The sequence below is a fragment of the Blautia sp. MSK17_66 genome (genome assembly GCF_020538025.1).
In the GTDB taxonomy this organism is placed as follows: Bacteria; Bacillota; Clostridia; order Lachnospirales; family Lachnospiraceae; genus Blautia_A.
On record NZ_JAJBNQ010000001.1, the window covers coordinates 244,868 to 271,502 of the forward strand.

The 26,635-nt window shown below is 38.7% G+C and carries 36 protein-coding genes and 4 pseudogenes; 6 read left to right on the top strand and 34 right to left on the bottom strand.

Annotated features, from left to right (window positions below; all coding sequences use genetic code 11):
• Window positions 1-32: 32 nt before the first annotated feature.
• The 12 genes and pseudogenes from LIR34_RS01125 to LIR34_RS01180 all read right to left on the bottom strand — a co-directional run bounded on the left by LIR34_RS01125 (window position 33) and on the right by LIR34_RS01180 (window position 6,090).
• Window positions 33-374 (bottom strand): arsenate reductase family protein, encoded by a 342-nt coding sequence (locus tag LIR34_RS01125; protein ID WP_161286275.1) that lies wholly within the window; start codon window positions 372-374, stop codon window positions 33-35.
• Between the two features lies 1 nt (window position 375).
• The gene (locus LIR34_RS01130; RefSeq protein WP_173901518.1) at window positions 376-831 is read right to left on the bottom strand and encodes a YaiI/YqxD family protein; all 456 of its coding nucleotides are present in this window, start codon (window positions 829-831) and stop codon (window positions 376-378) included.
• A gap of 10 nt (window positions 832-841) precedes the next feature.
• Window positions 842-1,210 carry a VOC family protein gene (locus LIR34_RS01135; RefSeq protein WP_173901517.1) on the bottom strand — a complete coding sequence of 123 codons (369 nt, stop codon included), beginning with the start codon at window positions 1,208-1,210 and terminating at the stop codon, window positions 842-844.
• A gap of 27 nt (window positions 1,211-1,237) precedes the next feature.
• Entirely contained in the window at window positions 1,238-1,648 is a 411-nt protein-coding gene (locus LIR34_RS01140; RefSeq protein ID WP_161286278.1) for a peptide deformylase, read from the bottom strand.
• A 20-nt stretch (window positions 1,649-1,668) separates the two neighbouring features.
• Complete coding sequence (locus tag LIR34_RS01145) at window positions 1,669-1,884, bottom strand: hypothetical protein (protein WP_161286279.1); 216 nt, start codon at window positions 1,882-1,884, stop codon at window positions 1,669-1,671.
• 31 nt (window positions 1,885-1,915) lie between these two features.
• On the bottom strand, window positions 1,916-2,686 hold the full coding sequence (locus LIR34_RS01150; protein WP_173901516.1) for a hypothetical protein: 771 nt from the start codon (window positions 2,684-2,686) through the stop codon (window positions 1,916-1,918).
• Window positions 2,687-2,979: 293 nt separating this feature from the next.
• A pseudogene (locus tag LIR34_RS01155) lies at window positions 2,980-3,139 on the bottom strand (peptide deformylase); the annotation flags it as partial.
• 326 nt (window positions 3,140-3,465) lie between these two features.
• Window positions 3,466-3,558, bottom strand: a pseudogene (locus LIR34_RS18095) (DUF4316 domain-containing protein); the annotation flags it as partial.
• Between the two features lie 213 nt (window positions 3,559-3,771).
• A complete protein-coding gene (locus LIR34_RS01165; RefSeq protein WP_173901515.1) occupies window positions 3,772-4,176 on the bottom strand; it encodes an arsenate reductase ArsC in 405 nt (134 codons plus the stop codon).
• Window positions 4,169-4,858, bottom strand: a complete 690-nt coding sequence (locus LIR34_RS01170) for a DUF5714 domain-containing protein (RefSeq protein WP_330603570.1) — start codon at window positions 4,856-4,858, stop codon at window positions 4,169-4,171. Before LIR34_RS01170 ends, LIR34_RS01165 begins: the two co-directional genes overlap by 8 nt.
• A gap of 3 nt (window positions 4,859-4,861) precedes the next feature.
• Window positions 4,862-5,131, bottom strand: coding sequence for an ArsR/SmtB family transcription factor (locus tag LIR34_RS01175; protein ID WP_173901514.1), 270 nt, complete (start codon window positions 5,129-5,131; stop codon window positions 4,862-4,864).
• 164 nt (window positions 5,132-5,295) lie between these two features.
• Window positions 5,296-6,090: a DUF5688 family protein gene (locus LIR34_RS01180; protein ID WP_173901513.1), complete on the bottom strand. Its 795-nt coding sequence runs from the start codon at window positions 6,088-6,090 to the stop codon at window positions 5,296-5,298.
• On the opposite strand from LIR34_RS01180, the pseudogene LIR34_RS01185 reads away from it, so the two are divergent.
• A pseudogene (locus tag LIR34_RS01185) lies at window positions 6,030-6,332 on the top strand (helix-turn-helix domain-containing protein); the annotation flags it as partial. The gene LIR34_RS01180 and the pseudogene LIR34_RS01185 sit on opposite strands and share 61 nt — an antisense overlap.
• Window positions 6,333-6,710: 378 nt before the next feature.
• On the opposite strand, the gene LIR34_RS01195 reads toward LIR34_RS01185, so the two are convergent.
• The 8 genes and pseudogenes from LIR34_RS01195 to LIR34_RS01230 form a co-directional block, all read right to left on the bottom strand.
• Entirely contained in the window at window positions 6,711-7,397 is a 687-nt protein-coding gene (locus LIR34_RS01195; protein ID WP_161286295.1) for an MBL fold metallo-hydrolase, read from the bottom strand.
• 78 nt (window positions 7,398-7,475) lie between these two features.
• Window positions 7,476-7,694 carry an aspartate dehydrogenase gene (locus LIR34_RS01200; RefSeq protein ID WP_161286286.1) on the bottom strand — a complete coding sequence of 73 codons (219 nt, stop codon included), beginning with the start codon at window positions 7,692-7,694 and terminating at the stop codon, window positions 7,476-7,478.
• Between the two features lie 45 nt (window positions 7,695-7,739).
• The gene (locus LIR34_RS01205) at window positions 7,740-8,210 is read right to left on the bottom strand and encodes an LURP-one-related/scramblase family protein (protein ID WP_161286287.1); all 471 of its coding nucleotides are present in this window, start codon (window positions 8,208-8,210) and stop codon (window positions 7,740-7,742) included.
• A gap of 274 nt (window positions 8,211-8,484) precedes the next feature.
• Window positions 8,485-9,393, bottom strand: coding sequence for a radical SAM mobile pair protein B (locus LIR34_RS01210; RefSeq protein ID WP_161286288.1), 909 nt, complete (start codon window positions 9,391-9,393; stop codon window positions 8,485-8,487).
• Window positions 9,381-9,732: pseudogene (locus tag LIR34_RS17910) on the bottom strand (hypothetical protein). Before LIR34_RS17910 ends, LIR34_RS01210 begins: the two are co-directional and overlap by 13 nt.
• A complete protein-coding gene (locus LIR34_RS01220; protein WP_173901512.1) occupies window positions 9,729-10,166 on the bottom strand; it encodes a radical SAM mobile pair system MarR family transcriptional regulator in 438 nt (145 codons plus the stop codon). The pseudogene LIR34_RS17910 and the gene LIR34_RS01220 overlap by 4 nt, the downstream one beginning before the upstream one ends.
• Before the next feature lie 242 nt (window positions 10,167-10,408).
• Window positions 10,409-11,704: a tyrosine-type recombinase/integrase gene (locus LIR34_RS01225; protein WP_006859611.1), complete on the bottom strand. Its 1,296-nt coding sequence runs from the start codon at window positions 11,702-11,704 to the stop codon at window positions 10,409-10,411.
• An 86-nt stretch (window positions 11,705-11,790) separates the two neighbouring features.
• Window positions 11,791-12,420 carry a helix-turn-helix domain-containing protein gene (locus LIR34_RS01230; protein WP_005608353.1) on the bottom strand — a complete coding sequence of 210 codons (630 nt, stop codon included), beginning with the start codon at window positions 12,418-12,420 and terminating at the stop codon, window positions 11,791-11,793.
• A gap of 171 nt (window positions 12,421-12,591) precedes the next feature.
• Between LIR34_RS01230 and LIR34_RS01235 the strand changes: the two genes are divergently transcribed.
• The 5 genes from LIR34_RS01235 to LIR34_RS01255 all read left to right on the top strand — a co-directional run bounded on the left by LIR34_RS01235 (window position 12,592) and on the right by LIR34_RS01255 (window position 16,011).
• A complete protein-coding gene (locus LIR34_RS01235) occupies window positions 12,592-12,822 on the top strand; it encodes a helix-turn-helix domain-containing protein (protein WP_004843519.1) in 231 nt (76 codons plus the stop codon).
• A gap of 140 nt (window positions 12,823-12,962) precedes the next feature.
• Window positions 12,963-13,277, top strand: coding sequence for a hypothetical protein (locus tag LIR34_RS01240; RefSeq protein ID WP_006859613.1), 315 nt, complete (start codon window positions 12,963-12,965; stop codon window positions 13,275-13,277).
• Window positions 13,277-13,648 carry a hypothetical protein gene (locus LIR34_RS01245; protein WP_016304809.1) on the top strand — a complete coding sequence of 124 codons (372 nt, stop codon included), beginning with the start codon at window positions 13,277-13,279 and terminating at the stop codon, window positions 13,646-13,648. Before LIR34_RS01240 ends, LIR34_RS01245 begins: the two co-directional genes overlap by 1 nt.
• Window positions 13,605-15,326, top strand: coding sequence for a MobA/MobL family protein (locus LIR34_RS01250; RefSeq protein WP_015530716.1), 1,722 nt, complete (start codon window positions 13,605-13,607; stop codon window positions 15,324-15,326). Before LIR34_RS01245 ends, LIR34_RS01250 begins: the two co-directional genes overlap by 44 nt.
• The gene (locus tag LIR34_RS01255; protein ID WP_008394183.1) at window positions 15,304-16,011 is read left to right on the top strand and encodes a DUF6040 family protein; all 708 of its coding nucleotides are present in this window, start codon (window positions 15,304-15,306) and stop codon (window positions 16,009-16,011) included. The genes LIR34_RS01250 and LIR34_RS01255 overlap by 23 nt, the downstream gene beginning before the upstream one ends.
• Before the next feature lie 195 nt (window positions 16,012-16,206).
• On the opposite strand, the gene LIR34_RS01260 is transcribed toward LIR34_RS01255, so the two are convergent.
• The 14 genes from LIR34_RS01260 to LIR34_RS01325 all read right to left on the bottom strand — a co-directional run bounded on the left by LIR34_RS01260 (window position 16,207) and on the right by LIR34_RS01325 (window position 26,634).
• Window positions 16,207-18,534, bottom strand: a complete 2,328-nt coding sequence (locus LIR34_RS01260) for an ABC transporter permease (protein WP_006859032.1) — start codon at window positions 18,532-18,534, stop codon at window positions 16,207-16,209.
• 14 nt (window positions 18,535-18,548) lie between these two features.
• The gene (locus LIR34_RS01265) at window positions 18,549-19,214 is read right to left on the bottom strand and encodes an ABC transporter ATP-binding protein (protein ID WP_006859033.1); all 666 of its coding nucleotides are present in this window, start codon (window positions 19,212-19,214) and stop codon (window positions 18,549-18,551) included.
• A 151-nt stretch (window positions 19,215-19,365) separates the two neighbouring features.
• Complete coding sequence (locus tag LIR34_RS01270; RefSeq protein WP_006859034.1) at window positions 19,366-20,397, bottom strand: sensor histidine kinase; 1,032 nt, start codon at window positions 20,395-20,397, stop codon at window positions 19,366-19,368.
• A complete protein-coding gene (locus tag LIR34_RS01275; protein WP_009265522.1) occupies window positions 20,394-21,083 on the bottom strand; it encodes a response regulator transcription factor in 690 nt (229 codons plus the stop codon). Before LIR34_RS01275 ends, LIR34_RS01270 begins: the two co-directional genes overlap by 4 nt.
• A gap of 249 nt (window positions 21,084-21,332) precedes the next feature.
• Window positions 21,333-21,572, bottom strand: a complete 240-nt coding sequence (locus LIR34_RS01280; protein WP_006859036.1) for a DUF6061 family protein — start codon at window positions 21,570-21,572, stop codon at window positions 21,333-21,335.
• Between the two features lie 309 nt (window positions 21,573-21,881).
• Complete coding sequence (locus LIR34_RS01285; protein WP_062807680.1) at window positions 21,882-22,406, bottom strand: flavodoxin family protein; 525 nt, start codon at window positions 22,404-22,406, stop codon at window positions 21,882-21,884.
• A 225-nt stretch (window positions 22,407-22,631) separates the two neighbouring features.
• Window positions 22,632-23,237, bottom strand: a complete 606-nt coding sequence (locus LIR34_RS01290; RefSeq protein WP_005426072.1) for a DUF1349 domain-containing protein — start codon at window positions 23,235-23,237, stop codon at window positions 22,632-22,634.
• A 117-nt stretch (window positions 23,238-23,354) separates the two neighbouring features.
• Complete coding sequence (gene rhuM, locus LIR34_RS01295; protein ID WP_173901511.1) at window positions 23,355-24,290, bottom strand: RhuM family protein; 936 nt, start codon at window positions 24,288-24,290, stop codon at window positions 23,355-23,357.
• 133 nt (window positions 24,291-24,423) lie between these two features.
• A complete protein-coding gene (locus tag LIR34_RS01300; RefSeq protein ID WP_173901510.1) occupies window positions 24,424-24,966 on the bottom strand; it encodes a GNAT family N-acetyltransferase in 543 nt (180 codons plus the stop codon).
• Window positions 24,967-24,973: 7 nt separating this feature from the next.
• Window positions 24,974-25,549, bottom strand: coding sequence for a hypothetical protein (locus LIR34_RS01305; protein ID WP_244092123.1), 576 nt, complete (start codon window positions 25,547-25,549; stop codon window positions 24,974-24,976).
• Between the two features lie 4 nt (window positions 25,550-25,553).
• Window positions 25,554-25,868 carry a hypothetical protein gene (locus tag LIR34_RS01310; RefSeq protein ID WP_173901509.1) on the bottom strand — a complete coding sequence of 105 codons (315 nt, stop codon included), beginning with the start codon at window positions 25,866-25,868 and terminating at the stop codon, window positions 25,554-25,556.
• 11 nt (window positions 25,869-25,879) lie between these two features.
• Entirely contained in the window at window positions 25,880-26,239 is a 360-nt protein-coding gene (locus tag LIR34_RS01315) for a DUF6017 domain-containing protein (protein ID WP_265107693.1), read from the bottom strand.
• 73 nt (window positions 26,240-26,312) lie between these two features.
• The gene (locus tag LIR34_RS01320; RefSeq protein ID WP_227240577.1) at window positions 26,313-26,510 is read right to left on the bottom strand and encodes a hypothetical protein; all 198 of its coding nucleotides are present in this window, start codon (window positions 26,508-26,510) and stop codon (window positions 26,313-26,315) included.
• 1 nt (window position 26,511) lies between these two features.
• The gene (locus LIR34_RS01325) at window positions 26,512-26,634 is read right to left on the bottom strand and encodes a helix-turn-helix domain-containing protein (RefSeq protein WP_320442956.1); all 123 of its coding nucleotides are present in this window, start codon (window positions 26,632-26,634) and stop codon (window positions 26,512-26,514) included.
• Between the last annotated feature and the right edge of the window lies 1 nt (window position 26,635).

The window sequence follows — 26,635 nt, forward strand, 5'->3', positions numbered from 1 at the left end:
ATTCTTCCATACTCTGCATCTCCTCCGATCTCTTATTTCCACGTTTTCCAGATATTCGGCTGATATCCAAGAGTGGATTGTTTTCCATTACGGACAACCGGTGTCTTAATCACCTGCGGATTTTCCAGTACCTTCTCAAGTTTATCTTCCTCTGCAATGTACTTAATGAGCGCAAGCAGATCCTTATCCTTGCCCTCCCAGTTAATCATATTTTCCAATCCACCGTTTGCTTGGGCAACTGAATTAAATTCGCCCTTACTCATGCCCTTTTCTTTCATATCAATAAACTGAAACTTGATTCCACGTTCCTTAAAGAAACGTTCTGCTTTCTTTGTATCATTGCACTTCTTTGTCCCAAAAATCTGTACGTTCAAATCAATTCTCCTTATCCATCGCCATATGTATCATTTTCTCGAAGGATTCTCTGAAATGCTCATCATCCTCCAATGTTCGTTTTCTTGGGCCTTTTAAGTGATTCTTTCCGGATGCCCTTCGTGCCTTCTTATTCAGATGCCGCTCCATAAGCATCTGGTCAATATTCTCATTCGTATACCATTTCCCAGACTGATGAATCGCATAAGCACCTTTTCCTAATACCATTGCCGCCACTCCATAATCCTGTGATACAACAATATCGCCTTTATGACAAATACTGATCAGTTTATAATCCACTGCATCTGTGCCGGCTCCAACTACAATTACCTCACTGTAATCAGAAGACAACACATGATTTGTATCACACAACAATGTTACCGGAACATTGTGCTCTTTTGCAACTTTTTCAACAATACTAACTACCGGACAAGCATCTGCATCAACAAAAATCCGCATAATTTCTCCTTTAATTGCACCTGAATGGAGTGCGAACCTCAATAAGATTACCGCTCGGATCATACAGTCTTACAAGCTTCTGTCCACCTGCAAGTTCTGTCAGTTCAGTGGCATATCGGACGAAATACTTACCAGATTCATATTTTGCAAGCAATCCATCTATATCAAAATCCTCAAAATACAGTTCCATCATGTTATTGAATGGCGTAGAAGTTTCATTCAATGTTTTCCCCCATACGTCGACATCCTGCAAAACAAGCCCCTCCGATAAGATCACATTACCTTCATTCTTAAGAATCACTTGCAGTCCAAATAAGTCTTTATAAAACTCTATTGATTTTTCTATATCATCCACTACGATCAGTACATTTTTCAGCATATCTGTCACCTCACAATCCACATTCGATTAAATAATTTTTCCGGACAAATGATCAATTTCATGCTGACAGATCTGTGCCGTCCATCCTGACAGTTTCTGGTGCTGTTTTTTCCAGTTGAAGTCATAATACTCTACTTCTATTTCCTGGTACCTGGTCGTCTTACGAACACCGTCAAGGGACAAACACCCTTCTGCTGTCTCATACATATCACGCTTTGAAACAATCACTGGATTGAACATCACAACATCTATGAATCCCATATTCACAATGATGATATTCTTCTTTACGCCAATCATGTTTGCAGCCATACCAACGCACCGTTCCCGGTTTGCCTGCAGTGTGTCCTGCAGATCCTTTCCAACCTGAATATCAGCTTTCGTGGCTGGTTCGGATGGCTGGCCTAAAAAGAAAACGTCTCTTACAATTTGCTTTACCATTTACTTTCTCCCTGTAGCTTTCATTCTACTTTTTCTAATTTATTATTTACATCGAGACAAACTTTGTCTCCTTCATTGATATTACGCTCATAGAGCCTGGCGTCCTCTGCTTTTACTGTCACTTCTTTTCCTGAAGAATCCACAAGAGTCACTATTGCCATGACTGGTGCATCATCCGGTCGTTCTTCACAACCAAAATTCAAGTCTTCATCGATTCGTTTTACTATGTACATCATAATTTAATTCCTCTTGAGATAATATTAAGAATCAGTTTTCTATATATCTTCTCCGATAATATTCCATCGTACGATACTCAATAATATCTTTCATCTGCTGCTTAAATGCATCAACTTTAATTACATCTGCCAATTCATCTCGAATTCCCAGTGCATAGCCGTCCTTATCTATAAAAAATCCTTTACCTGAAGCTTTTAGAAACTTAATCGGCATACTTTTGGCCTTGCTTAAATGCTGTTTGTCTGTTATCTTCCGATACTCTTCGTATGAAGTTACTTTCGGAAAATCCTTCCAGTTCGTTCCTCGGTCAAAGAACTTTTTCCAGTTCTCCACTACCTCAGCATCTGTAACAGCCAGCCGTACATCTCCCTCGTTATAGAAGCCGTACAGAATCGGCATCTTATACACTTTCTGCATATCCGTTGTTTCAATCAACTGCAGAAACTCTCTTCCAATTCCAGAGTAAACCTGAAGTTCTTCCGCCGATAATTCATGAATTTCATATAAAAAATCCATATATCTTTTAAACGGATTTTCTTTCGAATGTTTCATACAGTATTCGTAAATATTATCATTCATATTCGTAAAAAGTTCCATACGTGTCGGAACTTTTCCATCAAGCAATTCTTTCACGCGATAATATTCCTGTTTGATTCTTTCCTGAATAGACAACGACTTTTTGTCCATTTCCCGGAAGAGATCGATCAAACGCATATCAAAATCCACGATACAGTCATCGGGATATTCTATTTCAGAATAATCGTACGCTGTTCTTTCTCCGATGCAAGCACCACCGTTCAATAAAAACGGTGCACGCCCGGCCTTCTCGTAGTTTCTAATAAAATCAAGTACATTTACGTACTCTTTTCCCTTGCTTATCCGTAGGTAGTGTCAAAAACTACCTGTTTTTTATTGTTCTAAAGTACACTAAATGCTTCTCCAGAATATGGAAGAATTGCAAATGCCTGTTCTTCCATTCTAGCACATTTTGTATCCTCAATTAAAGTAATCAACTCTCCAAATGTCTTAGAAATATTACCTCTATTGATTTCATCGATACTCGTATCGTCCAACCTATAAGATTACATTTCTTGTTATATTATCTTCCCGGACAAATGATCAATTTCATGCTGACAGATCTGTGCCGTCCATCCAGACAGTTTCTGCCGCTGTTTTCCAGTTGAAGTCATGATACCCTACTTCTATTTTCTGGTATCTGGTTGTCTTACGAACGCCATCCAATGACAGGCATCCGCTCAATATCCATACAAGCATGTCTGCTTGACTCATTGCTACCACGTATATTGGCAGCTATACCAACCCAACGCATCGTTCTCGGTTCACCTGCAAAAGTTCATTTACATTAATTCATTTTCCATCAGACCGGAAGGAACACCGCCAACGATTTTCTTCCAGTTGTGCAAAAAATGCTTCTTATTCAAAACATAATAATGCTTCTTTTTTCTATAATATTTACAGTATATCAGATTCATTGAAAAATGTCTCTTAAAGTGTCTTAAATTACGATACCAATATAGTTCCTGATATGTGGCTGCTTTCATACGAATTTCTTCACGACGTTCTTTCTCACCATAACCATTATTCAGAACATTATCGACCATGTTATAATTCTGCTCTTCCAATTCTTCTACCTTTGCCAACGGCCGGTACTGGAATACTCGCAAGTAGATAAAGAAAGCAGCTCATCTTCCTTTGCCACAGTAATTCCTGTGTCATAAAGCTGATAAGCTGCCATTTTGTTCTGCAGGTATTCTATTTGTTCTTCTCTTGTATTTCTGATTCCGAAGATACATAGTCATTTCCGGATGTTCCTTATAAAAATTTACATCTGTATTTTCTAATGTTTGCTCACATAAAATTTCACTTTAATTCTCACTCAACCTTTTCTTTAGCTCAATGATATTCTCCTCAATCCGCTGTATCACGGTTTTGAAATCATTATCTGATTTCCCCGTTGGATCATCAAGTCCCCAGTTATCATCAAATGCCCTTCCGATAAAAGGACATCCTACATTGCATCCCATGGATATTGCAATATCAACATCTGGGATATCAGTAATCAGCTTACTATGCTGACCATTTGCTTCCATGTCTATTCCATAAATCTCTTTCATGATACGAACAGCATCCTGATTAATCTGAGGCTTTGTCTCTGTTCCAGCCGAATAGCTTTCAAATATATCTGATGCCAGATGTTTTCCCAATGCCTCTGCTATCTGACTACGGCATGAATTATGAACACAGATAAATGCGACTTTTTTCTTATTCATGAAATGGGCACCTCTCCTTAATACATTGGTTGTTCTTATTAGAATGAATACACTTTATAACAGGCTTTTCCATTTGTATATTGAAATTCTCTGCCACATAGTCAATCGCTGAGATTATAGCCATATAAGAATCTCTTTTACAACATCTTGGTCCACCAATGCTCCCGATTGCGTCAAGTGCCTTGGAAGTCATTTTATTAGCCAGACCCCAAGGTTCATTTTTAAGTGGAGTCGCTCCTGAGATTATTGATATAAACATTCCTGTACTAATTCCGGCGCCACAAGCACCCCAGAATCCACATGTGCCGCCCGGAACAGCTTTTCCTCGATTCATCATTTCAAGCAGAGCTTCCGGCAAATCAATCTCACCACCTGCATTTTTATATGCAGCAAGGAGCGCTGAACCAACCATAACATGATGCTCTGGTCCATGCATATGGCAGAATGGCTGTGCCATCATTTTTCTTATAATTTCTATCGGATTCTTAGATGTTTCACTAAGACATATGTCTATAATTACACCCATTCCTTTTGTATGGCATTCATTACATACATAATGACCCTGCTCACATCTAGTTTTGCTTAATTCCTTTTTATGGCATAACACGCACTCCATCATTTCATCCTTTTCAAGATATATAAGTGGTGCTTTACATATAATACATTCTTCTTTCATTTCCATTTCCTACCTTCCCAAAGCTTCAACAAATGAACTTGCCTCTCTTATTATTTTTTTGTTCAGAGAATAATAATGCCACTTGCCTTCCTTACGGTTATTTACAAGCCCACAGTCAACCAATATTTTCATGTGATGGGATAAAGTGGGCTGTGTGATATCGAATTTATCTAGAATCTTGCATCCGCATTTTTCTCCATCTGACAGCATCTGAACAATCTCCAGTCTATTTGTATCCGACAATGCTTTGCATATTAGTATCATGTCTCTTGTATCCATTTTTGCCACCTCACATAGACAATCATCTATATATCAAATTACCATACACATAGATGCTTGTCAATGTGTGTTTATTGAATAAGAGTTATATAGCCCTCTACATAAATACAAATCGAAGCCCCAACCTCCGAAAGACTGAGGCTCCTAACATCAATTAATTGCTTTTACAGTTCCTGCCCTTTATCTTTCTTCACGGCCTTCTCCACAGCTTTCTCTGCTTTCTTCGCTTCGCTCTGCTGTTTCTTTTCTCCAAGGCGATCACGAATACTCTTCTTTGCAGCTTTTGTTTCTGTCTTTTCTTTTTCAAGACGGGATACGCGTTTCTCTGCATTTTCCATGACGACTTCTTTGCTGTCATAATGCTGGACGTGATCGGATAAACGGTCTTCTGTGGATACTTCTGTCTCGTTGACCTGCTGCACCATAGCAGACAGCTCCTTCACATCCATGCCCATTGATTCCGGGATCACAAGGACTTCATGGCAACTGGAAGAAAGGATATAAAAATCACCACCTACAATTTCCCCGATCTGCTGCATCAGATCTCCCTGAAGGATCAATCCGGCGCCGTTCATCTTATCTCCATTGGTAAGACAGTACATGCCCATTCCGCTCTGACCAGAACCGTCATCTAAAAGATTTTCCGGCTCCTTTCCGAACAACATGCTTTCCATCATATTCTGCATATCACAGAACATTGGATGACGATTCATGTCTGATACCAGTGCATCCTGATGGAGCTGTTCCACAGTAATTCCCCATGTTTCAAGGACCGTTGGTGTGACTGCCATACTTGCAATTCCTTCTTTTGTTTCCTGAAGATTCACGTGGTAGGTAGCTGAAAAATCACTGTGTTCTGTATGAACGAGATTGGCAAGTCTGTCCTGATTTTCCTGGGTATCACAAATGCGAGATCGGCCATCGTTATGTTCCAGAAGTAGAAATGACTGATCTGTCAAATATCATTTTGGAGACAATTGCCAGTTTGAATGAAATTAATCCTCTTACTGGTCGTCTGATCCAGATTGCCCGTGACGGTAAGATCAGCGATGATGAAATGAAAGATTTTGCTTATATCAGTAAAAAACTTGATGAAATTTCTTTAGCCATAGACTCTTTGAATCTTTGGGTAGATAAGACAGCTGGAGAACAGGGGCTTAATCTTGAACTCTTAAATGCCGAGAAAGAAAAATTGAAATAATCCATAACGCCAAGAAAGGCAATGAACCATTTCTGACTCATTGCCTTTTCCTTTACATACGCTGTAATTGATTGACGATACTTTCTGTTTTCTTCCTCCTGATCGATTATGAATGTGACGTCACCAATGCTATAATGCCACCAATAATCAATAATGGAAAAGCAACGTACATCAGTCCACCTACAACCATACCTATCAATATCACCGGGAAGAAAATAACCGTGCAAAGTAGTTTCATAATTCCCCAGGATGCTCTTAACCCAAAAACAAAAAATTTTCCAACAAACCAAATTATACAAATTATAAATAATAACGATAACATTTTTTACTCCTTCTGACATGTGTCTTTCATTTTTTCTGTTCTTTTTCTGGTGAACTTCATAATTCTTCTCCTTTTGCACATTCTGTGTTTTTAATACGTGATTTATATTGCGGATATTCCGTAATAAACCGCTTAATTACATTGGCATCATTCCAGTAATGCATTGGAAAAATGACATTGCAATCTACATTTTTAAGGAAATACAGGATCCCGTCGGCATAGTGATTTCCCTGTTTCGGATCTAAAGGGACAAATGCAGCATCAAAATGCATACCCTTGATTTTCCTGATCTCCGCACGATATGCTGAAGTAAGTCTCTGCTTATCAGCTTTTGGCTCACCATCCCAATACCAGTCATTTAAGTCACCAGCATGATAAATGGTGCCTTCCTTTGTTTTGACAATAAATGCTACACCACTATCGTTAGATAGCAATGTATCGACTTGGGTGCCATTATCCAGATTATAAGTCTGATCATGATAAACATATGTGATCTTCATATCTGACAAATGTTTTCTTTTGCGTATATCTTTCGCCAAAATTGCCTGATATGTCATGCTCATGTCATCAAGGATATCAAAAATCACAGGATTAAAATGATCCTTATGAAAATGACTGCAAAAAACAATTACTTCTTTTTTCTTGTCAAGAAGTGGTAATTCACCCTTATAATAGTCAAAAATATAGTAGCAATCTTTAGTTTCAATTAAAAATCCACTGTGGTTAATGTAAGTAATTTTCATCACCTTTATAAAATAACTCCTTTTTCCCTATAAGCTTACAGACGAATACCTGGCGTTCATCCACGACCCAGAAGATGTCTAATATTCTTTTGCAATTTCCTCTGTTATCTCATATATCTCTTTGAATCTTTCTAGCTCCTCCGGCGATCTGATCAGCATGATTTCTTCGATTTTTCCGGTCCGTATGTCTTTGAATCCTGCTACTTCTTCTCCGGTGCAAATGCTTGCACGAATAACAGGTTTCATATGTTCTCGGTCATATGTTTTTTTCACGATTTTCTTTTTGAATAATCCCATGCTACCTCCCCATCTCCGAATATCTTCGGTAACAAGATCAACTATTTAATTTCTGGAACATTTTTCTGCATCGATTGCCAGTACAAACATCAGCGCATCCAATGCATTTCCTGGATCCTGCACATCAATAACATATGTATCAGTCATATGAAACAGTTCTTTACTAACCCGTGCAATTGAATAACCGCTTAGATCAAGAATGCTATAGTCCCATTCCATAATGGTTCCATCAATATGCCATCCATTGTAATCAATATTATAATGTGGCGTCAGGAATGAGAATTCTTTGCTCAGGCATCCGATATAACTGCCGTTTTTATAAATTTCAAATTTAGGAAGAAAAGTAAGTACTTTCTGAACAACCATTCCTACTTCATTTCCATAGGCATCATAAATTACAAGTTTATGTCCCCAGGACAACTGGCCTTTTACTACATAAACAGTGTTGCCTGCTTCATCATAGATATCATAGCTGTCAAACCATGAAAACAGCCTTTGTTTAAACAATAACTTCATAACTTTTCACCGCTCTCTCCAACAGATATAATTGGTTCTTTATAAGTATCATAATACCATGCCGGAACACCTTAAAAAATGTGTAAATTGAAGAATTAACCCATCTTATTTCACAGATTATGATAAAACATAGATTTCCAGCTATAAATCTCTACTTGTTCACAAAAAGATATAAAAAAGACCACCTACTGCTTGTTTACGGTAAATGATCTTTTCATTGCAATATTTAATTAAATATCATACTGAGCCGCTTGTCATCCCTGCAAACTCGAAGTTAGCGATTTCTTTTTCCAGTATTCTCTGTCCCACGGATTTCCTCATGATAGAAATAATCTACGATCACCGGATGTCCCTGCGGGACTCTGCCATAAGGCATTTCATTATCCACAAAGGCACAATCATACTTCTTAGCCATTTTCTCAGCTTTTACTTCAAGTGCTTCAAAATAGCTGCGGTTATGCTTGTTATAGGTCTCGTCGTAAAGTGGTACAAGATCAGGATATTTTCCGGCGATATAATCCATAATTGTCTTTTTGAAACCGCCTCGAAGATTGAGATTTTCGAGCCAGAACAGATCGCACTGATCCTTTACCCGCTCAAAGATTGCTTCAAAATCCGTGATACCGGGGAATACCGGGGATACGAAACAGACTGTACGGATACCTGCTTCATATACCTGCTTCATAGCAGCGATACGGTGCTCAATGCTCGAAGCAGAGTCCATATCGTTCTTGAAATTTTCATCTAGTGTGTTGATCGACCATGAAACGGTTACACGTCCAAGCTTCTTCAGCAGATCAATATCCCGTACCACAAGATCCGACTTTGTGCAGATCAGAATATCTGCGTCACTGCCGATCAGCTGCTCCAGAAGTTTTCTGGTATTCCCGAATTGCTCCTCCTGTGGATTGTAGCCATCTGTCACAGAACCGATGACCACCCGCTGTCCGGCATATTTCTTCGGATTTTTAATTTCCGGCCAATGCTTCACATCAAGGAAAGTGCCCCATTCCTCCTTGTGCCCGGTAAAGCGCTTCATAAAAGAAGCATAGCAATACTTGCAGGCATGTGTACAGCCCACATAGGGATTGACCGAATAACCGCCTACCGGCAGACTAGACTTAGTCATGATGTTCTTTGTTTCCACCTCACGAATGAGGATTCCATTTATTACTTCTTCCATGATTTCTGTACCTCTAACACTTTATTAAATTCTTCCGGCATTTCCTGAATCATATTTTCATCCCCTATGATAGGGACAAAGTCTTCCTTCATAAACACCGGAATGCCGAGCTTATGTGCCTGGTCCGTCAGAGACCATGCTCATGCCGGTAAGAAGAAAGTTCTGCGGACGTTTCTTTTCCATCATCTTGAGCTTACCCGGAAAGAATTCAGGGTCAGCGAAATCATCAATCATATGCCAGCGTTTCACGTTGTTGCGGGCATAGCAATATGTACACCCCACTGTGCAACCAATGACGATATTCATGTTCTGAATCTGATCTTTGATACAAATACTCATGACTTCTGCCACTCCTCAAGATTCTTTCTGATGCGGTCGAGGCATTCCTCAAACCGGGTAATTTCTTCCTCTGAAAAACCTTTGTAGTAAATACTGCCCATCTCATCAGATACAGAATCGTACTCGCCCTTTAAGGCATATGCTTTTTCAGTCAGAAACAGGAGCGTTTTCCTTTTGTCCGTTTCAGACTGAACACGGCTTATCAGCCCTTGATTTTCCATTCTTTCCAGCATCGTAGTAAGAGATGTTATCGCTAATCCGCATTTAGTCGAGAGTGACCTGATTGAAATACCATCCTTCTGCCACAGCACATAAAGAATACGCCCTTGAGCTCCATTAAACGCATCAATATTCTTTTCACTGAGAATCTTCTCGAAAATCCGGTCTCCAAGCTGTTTTATTTTGGTAACAAGAAATCCTCCATTCATTTCCATACAAAAGCTCCTATATAGTAGTTTATTAAAAACATACTATATAGGAGCTTTATTGTCAACAGTTTATATGTCTTAATAGGTAAATTCCGTTTTTTTCAATTCTCCAAACTGTAATTTATATAATTATTCCTCTAACTTTCCCTATTTTACAGGCTTTCCCGCCTGTTCATTAGTGAAATGATATGTAGTTTCCCTTATTTTTGCCCTTATGAGATAATCACAAGGGAAATAAGGGAAATTTTTTAGTCATTGCCTACCACTTTATCAAGAAGCCGAACCGATTTTCGTTTCGCATCTCTTGTGGAGTGAGCATAGACGTTCATTGTGGTACTGACATCTGAGTGTCCCAACAATTCCTGTACATCTTTTGGGGCTGCTCCATTTGCTAAAAGGTTGCTTGTATAGGTGTGACGTAACTGGTGGAAATGAAAGCCTTCAAATCCCTCTAATGCTTTTGCCACCTTTCTGCATACCGTCCCCAAAGTAGTCGGAAGTTCCAGACAACCATCCGGTCTTAAGCAGACAAAAGAAATTTCTTTATAATCTGCCGGGACTTCCTGCGTTCTGTCTAAGCAATAATATTCGTAGTACACTCTGTTTTTCTCTTTGACCTCTTTGTAGTAGTTCGTGTGATAAAGTTCTTCGTACTGCATTCGATTTTTTAACTGCTCTTTCCGGGCATTACGGAAAATCTCTACCAGTGTATCTCCAAAATCAACAACCCTTACTTTTTTCCGCTTGGTTGGTCCGATGATATATTTGCGCTTTGAGCCATCATATCGGATGCTGCGTCTTATGGTAAGGCATTGTTCTTCCAGATTTACGTCCTGCCATGCCAAACCACAGGCTTCTCCAATACGAAGCCCGGCATAATAGGCTATCTGGATTGGAAGTATTGCGGCTGGGTTCTTTTTTTGCAGATAAGCAAGCAGTCTTTCATAATCTTCTCGTGAAATTGGTTGGACATTTCCGTCCATATCCTCATCAGAAAACAAATCCACTTCATCCGTCTGATACCGCAGTTTAATATACTGCATGGGATTGAACGTAATATACTGCTTTGGAAATACTGCAAAGCGGAATGATTGCTGCATGACTGCGGAAAAAGAATGGATGTAATCTTTGCTGTAACCCTTTCTCTCTTTTCCATCGGGATGAACTCCCCCGAAGGAAAGCAAATCGAAGAAAGATTGCAAATGTTCAGAGGTTACATTTTTCAGTTTACGTTCTGCCAATGGGTGTTTCTTAATATTTCGGATTGTTCCGAGGTAATTCTCCACCGTACCATTGCTGAGCGTACCTGTTTTTAATTCCTCCTCTGCCCACACATCCAAAAGCTGTCCGACTGTGAGATTATCCGCTTTGGCAACAAATTTCTTTTTCTCATAATCATCCATTGCCTGACGGAGCAGTTTTTCAGTTTCACTTTTGCTTTCTGTTCCAACGCATTCTTTCTGAACAAGATTGCCGCTTGCGTCCTCTACATAGAAGCGGTAGTACCATTTCTTTCCTTTTTTTCTTACAGATCCTTTTGCCATAATCGTATGTCTCCTTTCGATATTAGACAATCGGAACTGATGAAATGCTTCGTGCGTGTAAGTATATCATAACTCCGGTTGTCTTACTATACCGATTCGGAATCTTCGTATAAGACTTCTGATAAAAGATTTGCAAGCCTTTGTTCTGCTGTTTTTGGTTTCTTGGAATAGAGCCTTACAACGTCTGCCATCTCATTAAAAGCATTGATGGTGTGAGTGATTTCCCTTAAGAACATAATCTCATTATATTCATCATTCGATTCAAACCCTATTGTTTTGGCAATATCCGTCTGACCAGCATTCCCCTTGAAGTTTTTGCAGGCGAACTGGAAGGAATCCAAAAACAGACCATATTGTTTTAACATCAGCAGTAATAAATCTTTTGAAAAAGCATCTTCTTCTTTGGTAAGGGCAAGCGGTAACTGTTCCAGAATATCTCCCATCGCATCACGAATCTGTAACTCTCTCTTATCCGTAATGTCGGTTTCATATTCATCTGTTTCCCCTTTGAGCCATTCCACAGATACATGGAGTGCTTCCGAAAGACCTTCCAGCACCATTTTTTTCGTATTGTCAATCGAACCATTCTCATAACGCAGGATTGTAGAAGCGGTAACACCCATCTTTTCTGCGACATAAGGCTGTGTCAGATTCAATTCCAGACGGCGCTGTTTTACTCTGCTGCCTATCAGCTTGCGTAGTTCTTTATCTTTCATGCTGACTGCCTCCTTTTTCGGTATGTATGAATTATAGCATTGTTTTTCTGTAATTGCAATATGCAACTTAAAAATTATTTTTAATATTTCGTAACGCTTGACAAAAAGATATGAAAAGGATATACTTACATCACAAGAATTGCATAATGCAATTTATAAGGAGGTGATTATATGACGCAAAGAAAAATTGCATTATCCATCGAAGAAGCTGCCGACTATACGGGAATCGGCAGAAACACCTTAAGACAGCTTGTAGAATGGAAGAAACTTCCGGTATTAAAGGTTGGTCGTAAAGTCCTGATTAAAACCGATATTCTGGAAATGTTTATGGAAGCGAATGAAGGTCGTGATTTGAGGGATAGAGGAAATGTAAAAGCCGTAACAAGAACTGCGGCAAATTAAAAAGGCGGCTTCCCAAGAAACCGCCAAAGGTTCTATCAGACCGAAGCCATGATATACCTACACGCAAGAAGATTATACCATGTGCTTCTTCTGATACGCAACCAAGAACTTATGTTTGTGAAGGAAAGGAGAATGTAAGAATGGCAAAATCAACAAAAAGTTATGAAGCACGAATGCTTGAAATGGAAAAGAAAGAGCAGGAAAGCCTTGAAAAGGCGAAACGATATGCGGCACAGAAGAAAGAACTTCTGAAGCGAAAGAAAGCCGAAGAAAGTAAAAAACGAACCCATAGGCTCTGTCAGATTGGCGGTGCGGTGGAATCCGTTCTCGGTGCGCCTATTGAGGAAGAAGACATCCCAAAGCTGATTGGTTTTCTGAAAAGGCAGGAAGCCAACGGGAAATTTTTCTCAAAGGCAATGCAGAAAGAAGTCAATACCGATATGGAGGAAGTGTAATGGCGGAGGGGATGAGTTTTTCATTCCCTTCATTGCTTTTTCATGAAGGGCGCACTTATGGACAACCAGAGGTCGTCCCAATAAGTTTGCCACAAGTGGCAACCGGTCTGCGTTCACGCTTGCCGGGCTCGTTCCGTCGGCGGGGCTTTCAGCCAGACCTGCTCATGCCGCAGGAGGCACTCTTCGCCAGAGAGGCGCATTCCATGCAGGCTGCTATGCGCAGGGCACTCTTACGCAGAGGGCGTTCTGGCAATGCTGCTTTTTCTAAAATCGAAAGCAATGTTGCCGGAAATCTATACCGGATGTGCAGAAAGGAGGAATCCAGATATGGCGATTTTTCATTACACAATCAAAATAGTCGGACGAAGTAAAGGGAAATCTGTTATCTCCGCTTCCGCATATCTCAATGGGGATGTGATGAAAAACGAGGAAACCGGGAGAATCAGTTATTACACTTCTAAAAAAGAAGTGGTCTACACCAGTCTGATGATGTGTGAAAACGCACCTCCTGAATGGCAGATAGTACCAGAAGAAAATATAAAACGCTTTCAAAAATCTGTCCGCTACAAAAGGTCAGAAGATAAAGAAGCTGCTTTAGAAAAATTCAAAATCACATTTCAGAAACAGAGGTTATGGAATGAGGTATTGAAGATTGAAAAAAATGCAGATGCCCAACTTGGCAGGTCATTTGAATTTGCCCTCCCCAAAGAATGGAGCAGACAGGAACAAATTCAATATACAACCGACTATATCCAAAAAACTTTTGTAGATAGAGGAATGTGCGCTGATTGGAGTATCCACGACAAAGGGGATGGCAACCCCCATGTCCATCTGCTTCTAACTATGCGTCCTTTTAACCCGGATCATTCTTGGGGAAAGAAAGAAGTCAAGGATTGGGATTTTGTCAGAGATAAAAACGGAAATATCGTGATTGATGAATCCCATCCGAACTGGTGGCAGGATAAGAAAAACCCTGACCGTCATGGAATCCGTATCCCTGTATTAGACGAAAACGGAATTCAGAAGATTGGAGCAAGAAACCGCCTGCAATGGAAACGGGTGCTGACCGATGCTACTGGATGGAACAATCCAAAAAATTGTGAACTGTGGCGGAGTGAATGGGCAAAGGTATGTAATGAACATCTGCCTTTGCATAATCAAGTTGATCATCGTTCTTATGAAAAGCAGGGAAAACTCCAGATTCCTACCATCCATGAAGGAGCTGACGCAAGAAAGATTGAACAAAAGTTTTTTGCCGGGCAGGAAATAAAAGGCTCGTGGAAAGTAGCGGAAAATCAAATCATAAAACAACAAAACACGTTATTGCAAAAGATACTAAACACCTTTGGGAAAGTATCGGGTGCATTATCATTATGGAAGGAGCGATTAAATGACATTAGAAGAAAGCCGGGAAATTATACCCTTAATGGAATCCATGATTGGTCAAATCGAAGAACAGCAGAACCTAATGGCAGAAATGATTCTGGAAATGCAGAACCGGGACACTCAACTCTCTCTTATGCAAAAACAGAATCAGAAATTACAAAAATTAAACAACGAGTTATCCGAGCTGCTCAACATTTTGCCAAATACCGAGGAACTGCTTTCCAAGATGGAAGAACAGAAAACGAAGATAGAGCTTTTGGAAAACGAAAATCAGCAATGGCAGAAATTGGCACAGAAGCTGAACAGCGAAAACAGTTTATTACTGAAACAGAACACCGAATTGCTGAACTGGAACAGCAGATAGAGAAAGGACGTGATATAGATGAACGAATCCAGAGAATCAAAGAACGCCGAACAGTTGGAAGAACTTCTGCTCTTGACCGAGGAGATACAAGAAGAACTAGAACAGAAAGAACAGCTTATCGTGGAACTGAAGACGCAGCTCAGCGAATCTCTGACCTTGAACGAGAAATTAAACAAAGAGAACAGAGCCGGGAATATTCAAGCATTAAAGAACGACTTGAAGCTGGCAGACAGAGCATTGCGGATCGAGAAAGAGAAGTTGCGAAGCGCAAACGTCATGATAGAGGAATGTCAAGATAAAATATGCTATTTAACACAGGAACGGGATTATGCCCGGACACATCAGAAAATCGTAGAAATACCGGTAGAAAAGCCGGTACTCTATGAAAAATGTGAAGCCTGTAACCGGACAGCCTATCAGAATGCAAAAGCAAAATACGAAACACAAAAAGAGCGACTTGCAGGACAGTATAAAGCAAAAACGGTAATGTTCCAAACAACCTTGTTCCTTCTTGCATGGTATTCGTTGACAACCACTCTTTTTCAGGCAGTACAGTCAGATATGTTCCTTGTCGATTGTAAATCATTCTTCAATGATTTAGCATCATTCATACAAACCTTTGTCGGATGGACGATTGATGCCGGGCATTCTGCGGCACAGATTAGTACAAAAATTCCAAATGCTTTTATAGCCGGAATGGTATATTGGTTATTGCTAATATTGATTGTAGGAATATGTATGGCAGGAACAGGGATGCTGGCGATACTGATAGAAATAAAGGTTATAGAATTATATAAGAAAAACTGTTGGGATGTTATTACTCTACTAATGATACTGACAAGTGTTGCTATTGTCATTTATTTTGGAGAATCAATCAAAAAAGTACTGTCAGTAAATCTTCTATTGCTTTTCGTACTTTCGCAGGGCGCATATGTTGGAATTAGATGTTATCTTAAAGTTTGGTTAGAAAAAAGACCATATTAGTATTTTCAACTTACTGTATAGACAGTAAAATTACTCCATACCAGCCTAGTGAAAATTTACTGTATGAAAAGAAGTATTACAGAGAAAAAAGGCTGTAAAAACAGGAACAGCCAGCCCGAAAGAATTTACGGACTGGCTGTATCAGCAGAGTAATGTAATTGTGGAGCTGACCGAGATATGAAAAGCTTTCTATCATCAATTTCGCATTATTGCAATAACAGATTGCTTCTTCCATGAATGAATAAGCAATATTGTCATCAAACTTTCAAGCATAAACATAGCAACAGCAAAAAGAGTAAAAGCAACAACCGGAAATACAAATCCCGTAGACATGCCTGCATTTTTCAAAAATATACCGATTGCATATCCGCCGGGGATTCCAACAACAGCAGTTATAAGCAATGCAATCAAAGTAGTAAAAAGACCTTCCATCATAAATGCTTGCTTCAACTGCTTATTTGTCATACCAATAGATTTTAGTGTGCCCATTTCCTGTTTCTGTGATAAAAGATTTGTCACAGTAAGATTGATTTGATTGATGACCGCAAATATCCACAAGATGGCTGCAATCGCATAAGCTAATGTAAAACCTGCACGATTGTCTGATTGGTGTTCTACAATAAAATCTTGAAGGGTTTGTAAGCGAACATCCCTATTGTCAGAAACGAGTAATTTGAGTTCTTGCTCGATTATCTCCTGATATTCAGCTTCTGCTTGTATTTCGATTGCGTATGTACAGTCATAACCTGCAAGTTCTTTGAGCATATTTTCCGGCATTCTGAAAATATAGCCACCCATTCCATCATTGCTGGAAGTGATTGCACCAATTTTGAATGCTTTTGTTATTGTTTTACCACTATGATTTTTGAAATTAAAGGTCACAGTATCCCCAATTTGAGGTTTCCAATGGTAAACATCATAAATACGTTCGGGATCACTTACAACTAATTCTGTATCATCAGTAATATTTCCAGACAAAACCGCTGCATTTAGCGACGCCAAATCCTTTTCATTATAGCCGAGCATCAAGGTGCTATCTGAAATATCATTGTCTGTTGAGAAATCAACTGGTACGGTAGCATAAGTAAATATATTGCTAACTCCCTCTATATCTCCAACACGCTTTACATAATCAGAAAAATATTCTTTCTGCAAGAGAGCATCCAAATTTTCACTTTCGTTTTCTAAATCAATGCTGATTTTGAAATCTCCGTACTTCATATCCCAATAACGAGCCATACTCTCGGCATTAAAAGAACTCTGATAACTTGCTGCAAGGAAAAATATAACTCCGCACAGTCCCAATGATAAAATGGTCAATAGAGATTTTTTTCTGTTTCTGGAAAAGCTGATTTTCGCTAAATATACAGGCGTAATACGATGTCTTTTGTGAGTGCGGTAATTTACAATTCCCACTGGATTTTTCAGGGCGGAAATTGGAGAAGTATTCGCTGCAATTTTTGCTGGTTTACGAACACTAATATAAACAAGCAGTATTCCAAAAAGGCATGCGCCACATAGAGAAACAATAAATGCAAATACTGACCAGCCTTTTGATTGCAGACAATAGCTGATGATCGTTCCCATGATACTACCAATTAAAATCCCCGGAACTGCAAGCATATAACCCTGTTTAAGAACTATTTTATAAATTTGCTTTTTACTTGCCCCTATTGTCCGAAGCTGTCCGAACTCAGCAACTTTTTGTCCAACCGAAATATAGAAAATGCTGTAAATTACAAGTGCGGCAGCTAAAAACAAAATGGCAGCAACTACACCATATACCGCATAATTACTGAAGGACAAAGTTGTATTTACATAATCATAGTAACTGCTGACTGTCCAATTATTCAGTCCAGTCTCCTCTGAAATTTGAGATAATATTTCTGTTGCTTCGTCTTTTGTAAGGGTATCTGCATTTTCAAGCCAAACATATCCATTAAGCAGGTTATTTCCACGTAATTCCCGGCATTTTTCAAGTGAAACAAAAACAGGATAAGCGGTAGAAGTTTTATCATGATAAATACCAACAATAGTATAATTCTTCAAAGTACCATCCAGATTCAACTGAACTATGGCGTTGATTTCCGGAGACTTATTTTCACTGGCAAAAAAGGCATCTGTAACAGCAATTTCACTTGCTTTCTCTGGATATTTTCCGTCAAAGGCAGGAATCAAACTAAGCATGTCATCATCATAATAAATCAGAGACAGTTCTTTAGAATTTTCTTTCACTGTTTTGATATTACAGGAAAGTCCTACACTTTTTACTTCTTCGTTTGCTAACAACTTTTCTTTACTGTCCTGCGTAATGTCAAAGAAAATCCCTTGATGTAATCCTTCGATTTCTTTCTGATTTTGATAAATGATATTTTGCACTGTGAGCAACGACATCATTATCATAGCAACGGCTACAATAATTGCCGAAAGGCAAAATAAGTTTTTCTTCTTATCAAAACGCACACTTTTTCGTGCTAATTTTTTAATTACTGCACTGGTATCATTTTCAAAAGGATAATTCATAATTCCCACCTCCTTTAGCCAACAATTTTACCATCTTCAATCCGTACAATGCGGTCTGCGAGTTGAGCGATCTCGTTGTTGTGAGTAATCATTACAATGGTCTGATTAAATTCTCCGCTGGTATGCTTCAAAAGCCCTAACACATCTGCACTGGTCTTGCTATCAAGATTTCCGGTCGGTTCATCAGCAAGGATAATCGCAGGCTTCGTAATTAAAGCTCGTGCAATCGCTACACGTTGCTGTTGACCGCCTGAAAGATTGTTCGGCATATTTTCCAGTTTATCTTCTAAAGCCAACATATACACAACTTCGTCCATAAATTTCTGGTCTACTGTATCGCCATCCAGTTCCACAGGCAGGACGATATTTTCATATACATTCAAAATCGGAACCAGATTATAATTTTGGAAGATAAATCCGATGTTACGACGGCGGAAAATTGTCAATTCATCATCATTCTTTTTTGCGAGTTCTTCTCCCCGTACAATCACGCTGCCGGAAGTGGGGGTATCAAGTCCTCCCATCATGTGAAGCAATGTAGACTTACCGCTGCCGGAAGTTCCAACTACGGCAACAAATTCTCCCTGTTCCACAGTAAAATTTACACCATTAAGGGCACGAGTAATATTTGGTTCTGTGCCGTAATACTTCTTTAAGTCGATTGTTTGTAAAATGCTCATATTCAAATGCTCCTTTCAAGGCTTTCTATCTGTTGATAAAGCCATTGTAAACCACAAATGTTACACAAATGTCCGAGATAGAAAAAATTTTTATCGAAAATCAGAGTGAAATGTTACAACGCTCGGACATTTCAAAAAAAGTGGTTATATCTTACCTTACAGGAAGCATAATAGAAAATTCTGAGCCTTGCCTCAGCTCTGAAACAACCTTGATATAGCCCCCTTGCCTTGTTACAATCTCACGAGCCAAATACAAACCTATTCCCACACCCTGTTGATCGTGTACTTCTTCCTCACGATAGAAGCGCCGGAAGATGGCAGCCTGATTGCTTTCTGAAATGCCCTTGCCGGTGTCGGTCACTTTGACCTCTACGTACATTTCCCACTGAACCACTGATACAGAAATCTTTCCACCTGACGGAGTGTATTTTACTGCATTGTCCAGCAGATTGAAAAGGGCTTCGCTTGTCCACTTGCTGTCATGGGAGATTATCAAATTTTCCGGGCAATCCACGGATACAGCAATTTCTTTTTTCTCTGCGGCATATACAATACTGCTCATGGCTTGTGCAAGCGTATGGAATAAGCTGCTGTCTTTCTTTTCTAATCGTATTGCTCCGGTTTCCAACCGGGACGTTTTAACCAGTGCTTGGAACAGAAAATCCAGTTTATCAGTCTGACTACGTATGCCTTGTAAAAAGTCCATCCGTTCTTCTTCTGAAACAGGCTTTGTTAAAAGTGTGTCCGTTACCATTTGCAAATTGCTGACAGGCGTTTTAACTTGATGTGAAATATCAGAAATCAGCATTTGAAGCTCCTGTCGTTCCATGTCTACCTTGTGCCGGTTTTTCTGCATAATCTCATACAACCGAATTAAGCGGTGGTTGATACGGGCAAAAAGAGTTTCACTATCATTTGACTTTTGTAATTCCTCGTTTCCATCAATCATGTTGTCCAGCGTCCGGCACAAATTAGAAGTAAAATGAGAAAGGCGTTTTCCAAAAATCAGCACCAATAGCCAAATCCAGAAAAACGCACAGAGTGTCAATGTTCCACCCACTATAAAAATTCGTATATCCTGCATTATACCGCCGAAAATACCGGTAATTACCAGCATAGAGAAAACCATGCCAGCACTAACCAGTCTACAAATTTTCTTAGCAGAAAGGTTATTCAGATTCATTTCTTTTCGCCTCCTGTCCATTGATACCCCATACCATAAACCGTTTTGATATATGTGTCGCCATCCGCTTCAATCTTACTGCGAATACGGCTGATAGAAGTAGTAAGGGTATGTTCATCTACATATTTTTCATCAACATCCCACAGTTTTTCTAAAAATTGTTGGCGAGTAAGTACCTGCTTCGGATTTTTAAGAAATAGGTTCAACATTTTATATTCCATCGCAGAAAGTGCTAATGGTTTCCCGTTCAAACTTGCAAATTGTTCCGAAAAATCCAGAAACAAGCTACCATCCTCGTAAATATCCTTAGCTGGTTTGTGATGCTCCAACATAGCGAACATGGCTTTGATTTTTCGCTGCAAAGCACTAATCGAAAAAGGTTTCGTGATATAATCCACTGCACCAGCTTCATATCCCCGTATCTGATTGCTTTCCTGATCGTTGGCAGTTAGAAATATAACTACTGTATCAGGATGCTCTGGCTTGATAAGACGGCATAGGTCATAACCATTTCCGTCTGGTAAATTTATATCCAGCAATACCAAATCAAAAATGTTTGTTTTTAATGATTCAGCGGCTGTCCTTGCATTCAGAACAGAAGTTATTGTGTAACCGTCCAATTCCAAATTATAAGTAAGCGTTTTATTCAAAAGATTATCATCTTCGACAATTAAAATATGCTTCATATTATCACTTCCTTTTCTTTTTGCAGATAGTATAACAGGCAAATGTCCGAGAATTGTTACAAGGACAAATATATTTTTCATTTTACAGCTTTTTTCTGTGTACTGCAATTTTATAAAAGAAAGGACAGCAGTGTCAAATTGCTGTCCTTTCTTTTATCATAGCTGGTAGTGTATAAGCGTGGGTTCATCATATCGGGTGTGGTATCTTTAACTACAGGAAACTCCCTACAACACTATCTCACTTCTTGCTTAATAAAGTTCTAATGAATCTTCTGTATCCACCCACATCTGTAAATTGCCATCAAGATATAATCTTGCATATTCCAAAGGCTCATCCACAGCCAATGAAGTAAGCGCACATTCTGATCCATATGTGGTTTTTAAATTTTTTTCAGCTTCCCAGCAATCAATGCGAAGCATATATCCAGCACTTGTGTAAACATCAATACTATCGTGGTTTATATTATATTCTGCATAAATTGTTCTCATCGTATCTTATCTCCATTTTCTTTTGATAATCAGTTACAGAGTTAAATATCGAAAACATTTCAATCAGTTCACCATGTCGTTATTGTTATATGTTATATTGTGTTATGAAATTTTCTTTCCCTTAATTTTTCCCATATTAAGGTTCATGAAAAGCAATGGGAAAATGTAACACAAGGGAAAGAGTAAGGGAAAGTTCACTTGCTACAAACTTAGTATTTTCAAGGGTTTGCGAAGAATTTGATAATCAAATATAACAGTTATTAAATTTCCTAAAATATGTGAAATATCAACTGGAATTTGGAGTGTGCTTTATAAATTTTTTCCGATTCCCTCAAGTTCGTTCATGGAATTCTTATTTTTTTCAAGTTCATCTCTGGCTGTTGCATAATATGATTTATTGAAAAGCATGTCCCATGAAAGATATTTTGCCATACAGTCAAACTGCTTATCAATCAGCTCATACTGGATACTGTCTACGGGAGAACCACCTACAACAATCGTGCCCACTTTTTTATTTTTTAACTGCAATCCACGGCAGTAGCACTTATCAATGACTAATTTCAATTGTGCTGACATTCCCCACCAATAAACTGGCGTAGCAAAAAGAATCATATCTGCGGCAGCAATTTTATCAATTGTAGGATTTGTATCATCCTTATCGACGCATCCCTTAGAGCATTGACAGACACCACATCCCCTGCATGGTGCAATGTTGAGTTTGTCGGGTTCAATGATTTCAATTTCATTCTTTTCTGACGCTCCTTTTATAAATGCATTGATTGCTGTCAGCGTGTTTCCTTTTCTGGCACTTCCATTAATGATTACAATTTTCATGCGTGTATCCTCCAACTTTTTCAATTCAAATAACTTTAGGTTGCCTGTCATAAAATATTCGAGAAGAACTCTTCTAGTAAACTATTGATCATCTCCGGTTTATCTGTATTAGAATTATTAGCGGCCCCTTCAATCCACTTTAAAGGAATTTTCGTTTTTCTCAGTTACACAAACTGAAAAACTTTAACTATTTTCATATTAGTTTTTTATATCAAATACAGTCTGCTACATCTCATCCGGCTTTTGACCATCGTGGGCTTTCCATTGACACTCCGTCAATTTCATATCTGTAAATACCGCTTTAAACGATGAATCTTCCGGACTGCATGCATAAATTCCAAATTTGATTTTTCCTGCACCAGCCCACATATGACAAATCCTCATTTGCTTAAACCGTATTCCATCCTCAGAACATTCAATGCAATAATCATCTTCACGTCTACTGAGACGATACCACATAGATTTAATCTCTGCATCAATTTCCGTAGTTGCCCAATCTGAATATCCATTGTTTGTCACAACACTTCCCAGGTGCTGAAAATAGTCATTCTCATATTCTATAGAACCTTTCAACCAATTCTCACTGTCAAGATACATAACCACACCGCACTGATCAAAGCGATGATGGCTTTCCTTAAAATCAGTTTTCACTATAAATGAAAAAAACTTTTCCTCTGTTTCTATCTGCAGAACCGGAGCATTATCATTGCGGAAATGATAGTAAGTTCTTTGCCACAAATCAGTTCCAGGCTGTGTAATAATCTCAATTTTGTCATCTGTCAGCGTGTAATCATCAGGTTCTCTCGTCCACTTAAAGTCTTTTATATTCATCTCATTATCCCTCCAAATTACGATTGTTATAATCTTTTTCAACTCCACCTTCTTGCCCTTCGGACAAGAAGTATCCCTCGCTCAAAGAGTTCGGTCAATTCCGATTCGAAATCAAATTTACATTATTAGCAAATTCATCACCAAATTAACCATAATATCTTTCTCCTTTGGATCTGACTCTGCAATCATTAATGTTATTGCTACTAATGCACCATCACTTACCCTTTTTTGATCAGCTTTGTAAAGTATATTATTTCGAGCCAAAAATTCCAAAAATAACGATGCAGCAATTCTCTTGCATCCATCAGCATAAGGATGATCTTTTATCATAAAATACAAAAGATTGGCTGCTTTCTCTTCTAAGGAAGGATAAACATCTCCTCCAAAAACATTTTGATAAACTGCTGCAAGAATACCTTCAACTTTTCCCTTTTCTTTCTCAATCCCAAAGACATCCGAGTGAAATGAATCTTCCATTGCATTCACCATATTTCGGCAATCTTCATATGTAATTCTATAGATTGCCTTGCTTCCAGTAGGCTTTTTAAGTGATTGATGATCATACTGATCTAACAGCATCAAAGCATTTGTATATAAGCTAACAGCTTTCAACACCTCTGCTTCATCTACTTCCAAAGTGCATGCAAGCATTTTTGTTTGGATATTTATTGTTCGTTGTAAAGCTTCTAATCTTTTTTCATTGATTGCATACCCCTGTATGATATACTGTTTTAGAACACTATTAGCCCATTTTCTAAATTCTACTCCTCGATTAGATTTCACTCTATAGCCTATAGAAATAATCATATCTAAATTATAATGTTCAACTTGATACACTTTTCCATCTAAAGCAGTTGTCGCAAAATTTGCGACAACTGAATTATCCAACTCTTCTTTTAATGCATTATTAATATGTTTCCCAATTGTCTTTACATCTCTTCCAAACAATTCGGCTAACTGTTTTCTATTAAGCCATACAGTATTATTTTTTATAGGCACAGTTAACTTTATTTCTTTATCGGCAGTTTCAAACAAAATTAATTCATTCTCCATGTTTGCTTTCCCTTCTGAAAATACAAAAAAATGCCAACAGTTAAAACGAATTCAATAATAAATTTTCCGTTTTTTTAATTTTCTATAATTTAGCCCTACAAACTTGAATTTCATTACCTGCTATTCTACCAAGCTATTTCATAACCTTAATGAAATGAAACATTTCATCGGGACCTTCATCGGGTGCCTCATCCGGAATCTCTTTTGTTGGCTTAAAATGCTCGCACCAGAACTCGTTAATCTGAAATCCGCACTTATTTATATAAAAATGGATGTTGCGCTTGTCAAAATACGGCGTACAGGTTTTCCAGATTTTTGTTTCAGGATGCAAAGCTTCGGCGGCAAGCCACGCTCCGTATCCTATACCCTTGCTGTGCGCTTCCGGCAACACAAAAAGAGTATCCAACTCGTTTTCGTTGGTTTCTTTGTTAATCTGCAAAATCATACCTCCTACATTTTTGCCGTCAAGAACGATTCTGTAAGTTTCCGAATTTTCCGCATCCATACACATTTCAACGGTTTTGCGAGATATGATTTCTCCGTCTGCATCAATATGATTATCACGTTCGCCGAATTCCAACAGTGCACTGTGCTTGAACGACCATTGATTGTCCAATATGAACTGCTCACGGTCATCTGCTGCTAAAGGAACCAATTTTACTCTGATATTTTTCATTTTTCCCTCACAAATTCCGATTTCGCGCCATCATTTCTAATACAGATTTTACCGTACTTTTTAATCTCAGTCCATCCTTTATACCCAGTCGATAAAAAAACTCTTCTGTCTCTGCTCCGCTGGCAAATATTTCATCGCAATACTTCGTAAGCACTTCCTCTTGTTCCGGAGACAGTGTTTCCAAAAGCTTCTGGTATTCCTTCTCTATATTTTCATTATATGGCCGTGTATCTTGATTTGATTTCCATTCAGAATATGCTTTGCTCATACGATTGGCGATTATCTTATCAACAGCTTCCTCTATGTCTTTTGACACCTTTGAAGGAAACTCTTGCTTTTGAACTTTTTCGTTCTTCACTTTTTCTAGTGTTGACTCATCGATATAGTGAATAATTTCTCTCAGATTTGCCTTCATAGATTGCATATATCCTCTCATCAGCACTGCCAATTTCTCTGCTTCGGTCTCCTCTTTTTCTGAATCTGACATATAAAGTTCTTCCAACTCTTTCAAAATGTCCATCCCTGCTTTTATCTGGAATTCCAGATCCAGCAGATTATCCATCACATTATATAATTCTTCCATCCTCTCATCCTCCAATAATAAATCTTCCAACGCAGTCCCTCACTTCAGACACCAATGTCAGGACAAATGCGCCTGCAGCCAATACACCCACCAACATGAATTCAGAGATTCCTAAAAGGATATAATTCATGTACTGCGTGCGGTACCAGATAATAGTGCACACAAGCATTGCTCCAAGAAGCAGACCCACAAGGCCTTTTGCAACGCAGTAGAGATTAACTACTGCGCTGACACATACACCGATAAAGGCCAAGATCAGCCATAGCGGAATAAGTAAGATTCTTCCGATGAGCTTTAAGATAAATAAAATCACTCGCATAAGTCCTCCTTTCAGCCAGCCCAATGTGGCATGTCTGCATTTACTTCTGCCTGGTAATAACCGTCTATGGTTGACGGTGCATTAAACAACGCAGCCAGTAAATATTTCTTGATGTTTTTGACTTTCGTCGTGTTCTTTTTCATGCAGCTGATCACATAATCGATATGCATATAATTCAGCTTCAGAAATTTGCTTTTTACCATAGCTGCCGGATAGATTTCACTAGCAATCAGGATGCTGTCGCTCTGACTGACTACTGTTTCCAGAATCAGTTCAAAGATACCCTGTACCAGTTTTTCATCAAACTTATTTGCCTGGATTAATGCATCGTATTCGATGTTGCTCTTAATGATTTCCTCATAGGCTTTTATGACTTCGGTCTAATCCGACTCACATCTCTTCTTACCTGCAGATACGATATGATTCGATTTAATCTTGCTCTGATTAATATTGTTTATCCAATGTTTTGCATTTGCGGACGACAAATGATCCCATCTCTTTTTTATATTCAATTTCCTTTTTTCTTCTCTTGGCTTCGGCTTTCGTTTCATAGGTTTCCCATTTCTGTTTTCTCTCGCCTTTTTCATTCGTATAGGAATAGATTACATTGAATTTTCCGTTTCGTTCTCTTATAGATGCCATATTATTGCATGCTCCTTTCCAATTCTCTTTGTTCCATCCAGTCCTCAAATTCATCCCGACGGATCCTAAGTCGACTGCCAACTTTTATTACTGTGAACTTTCCTTTATCCGCCCACTTGTTGATC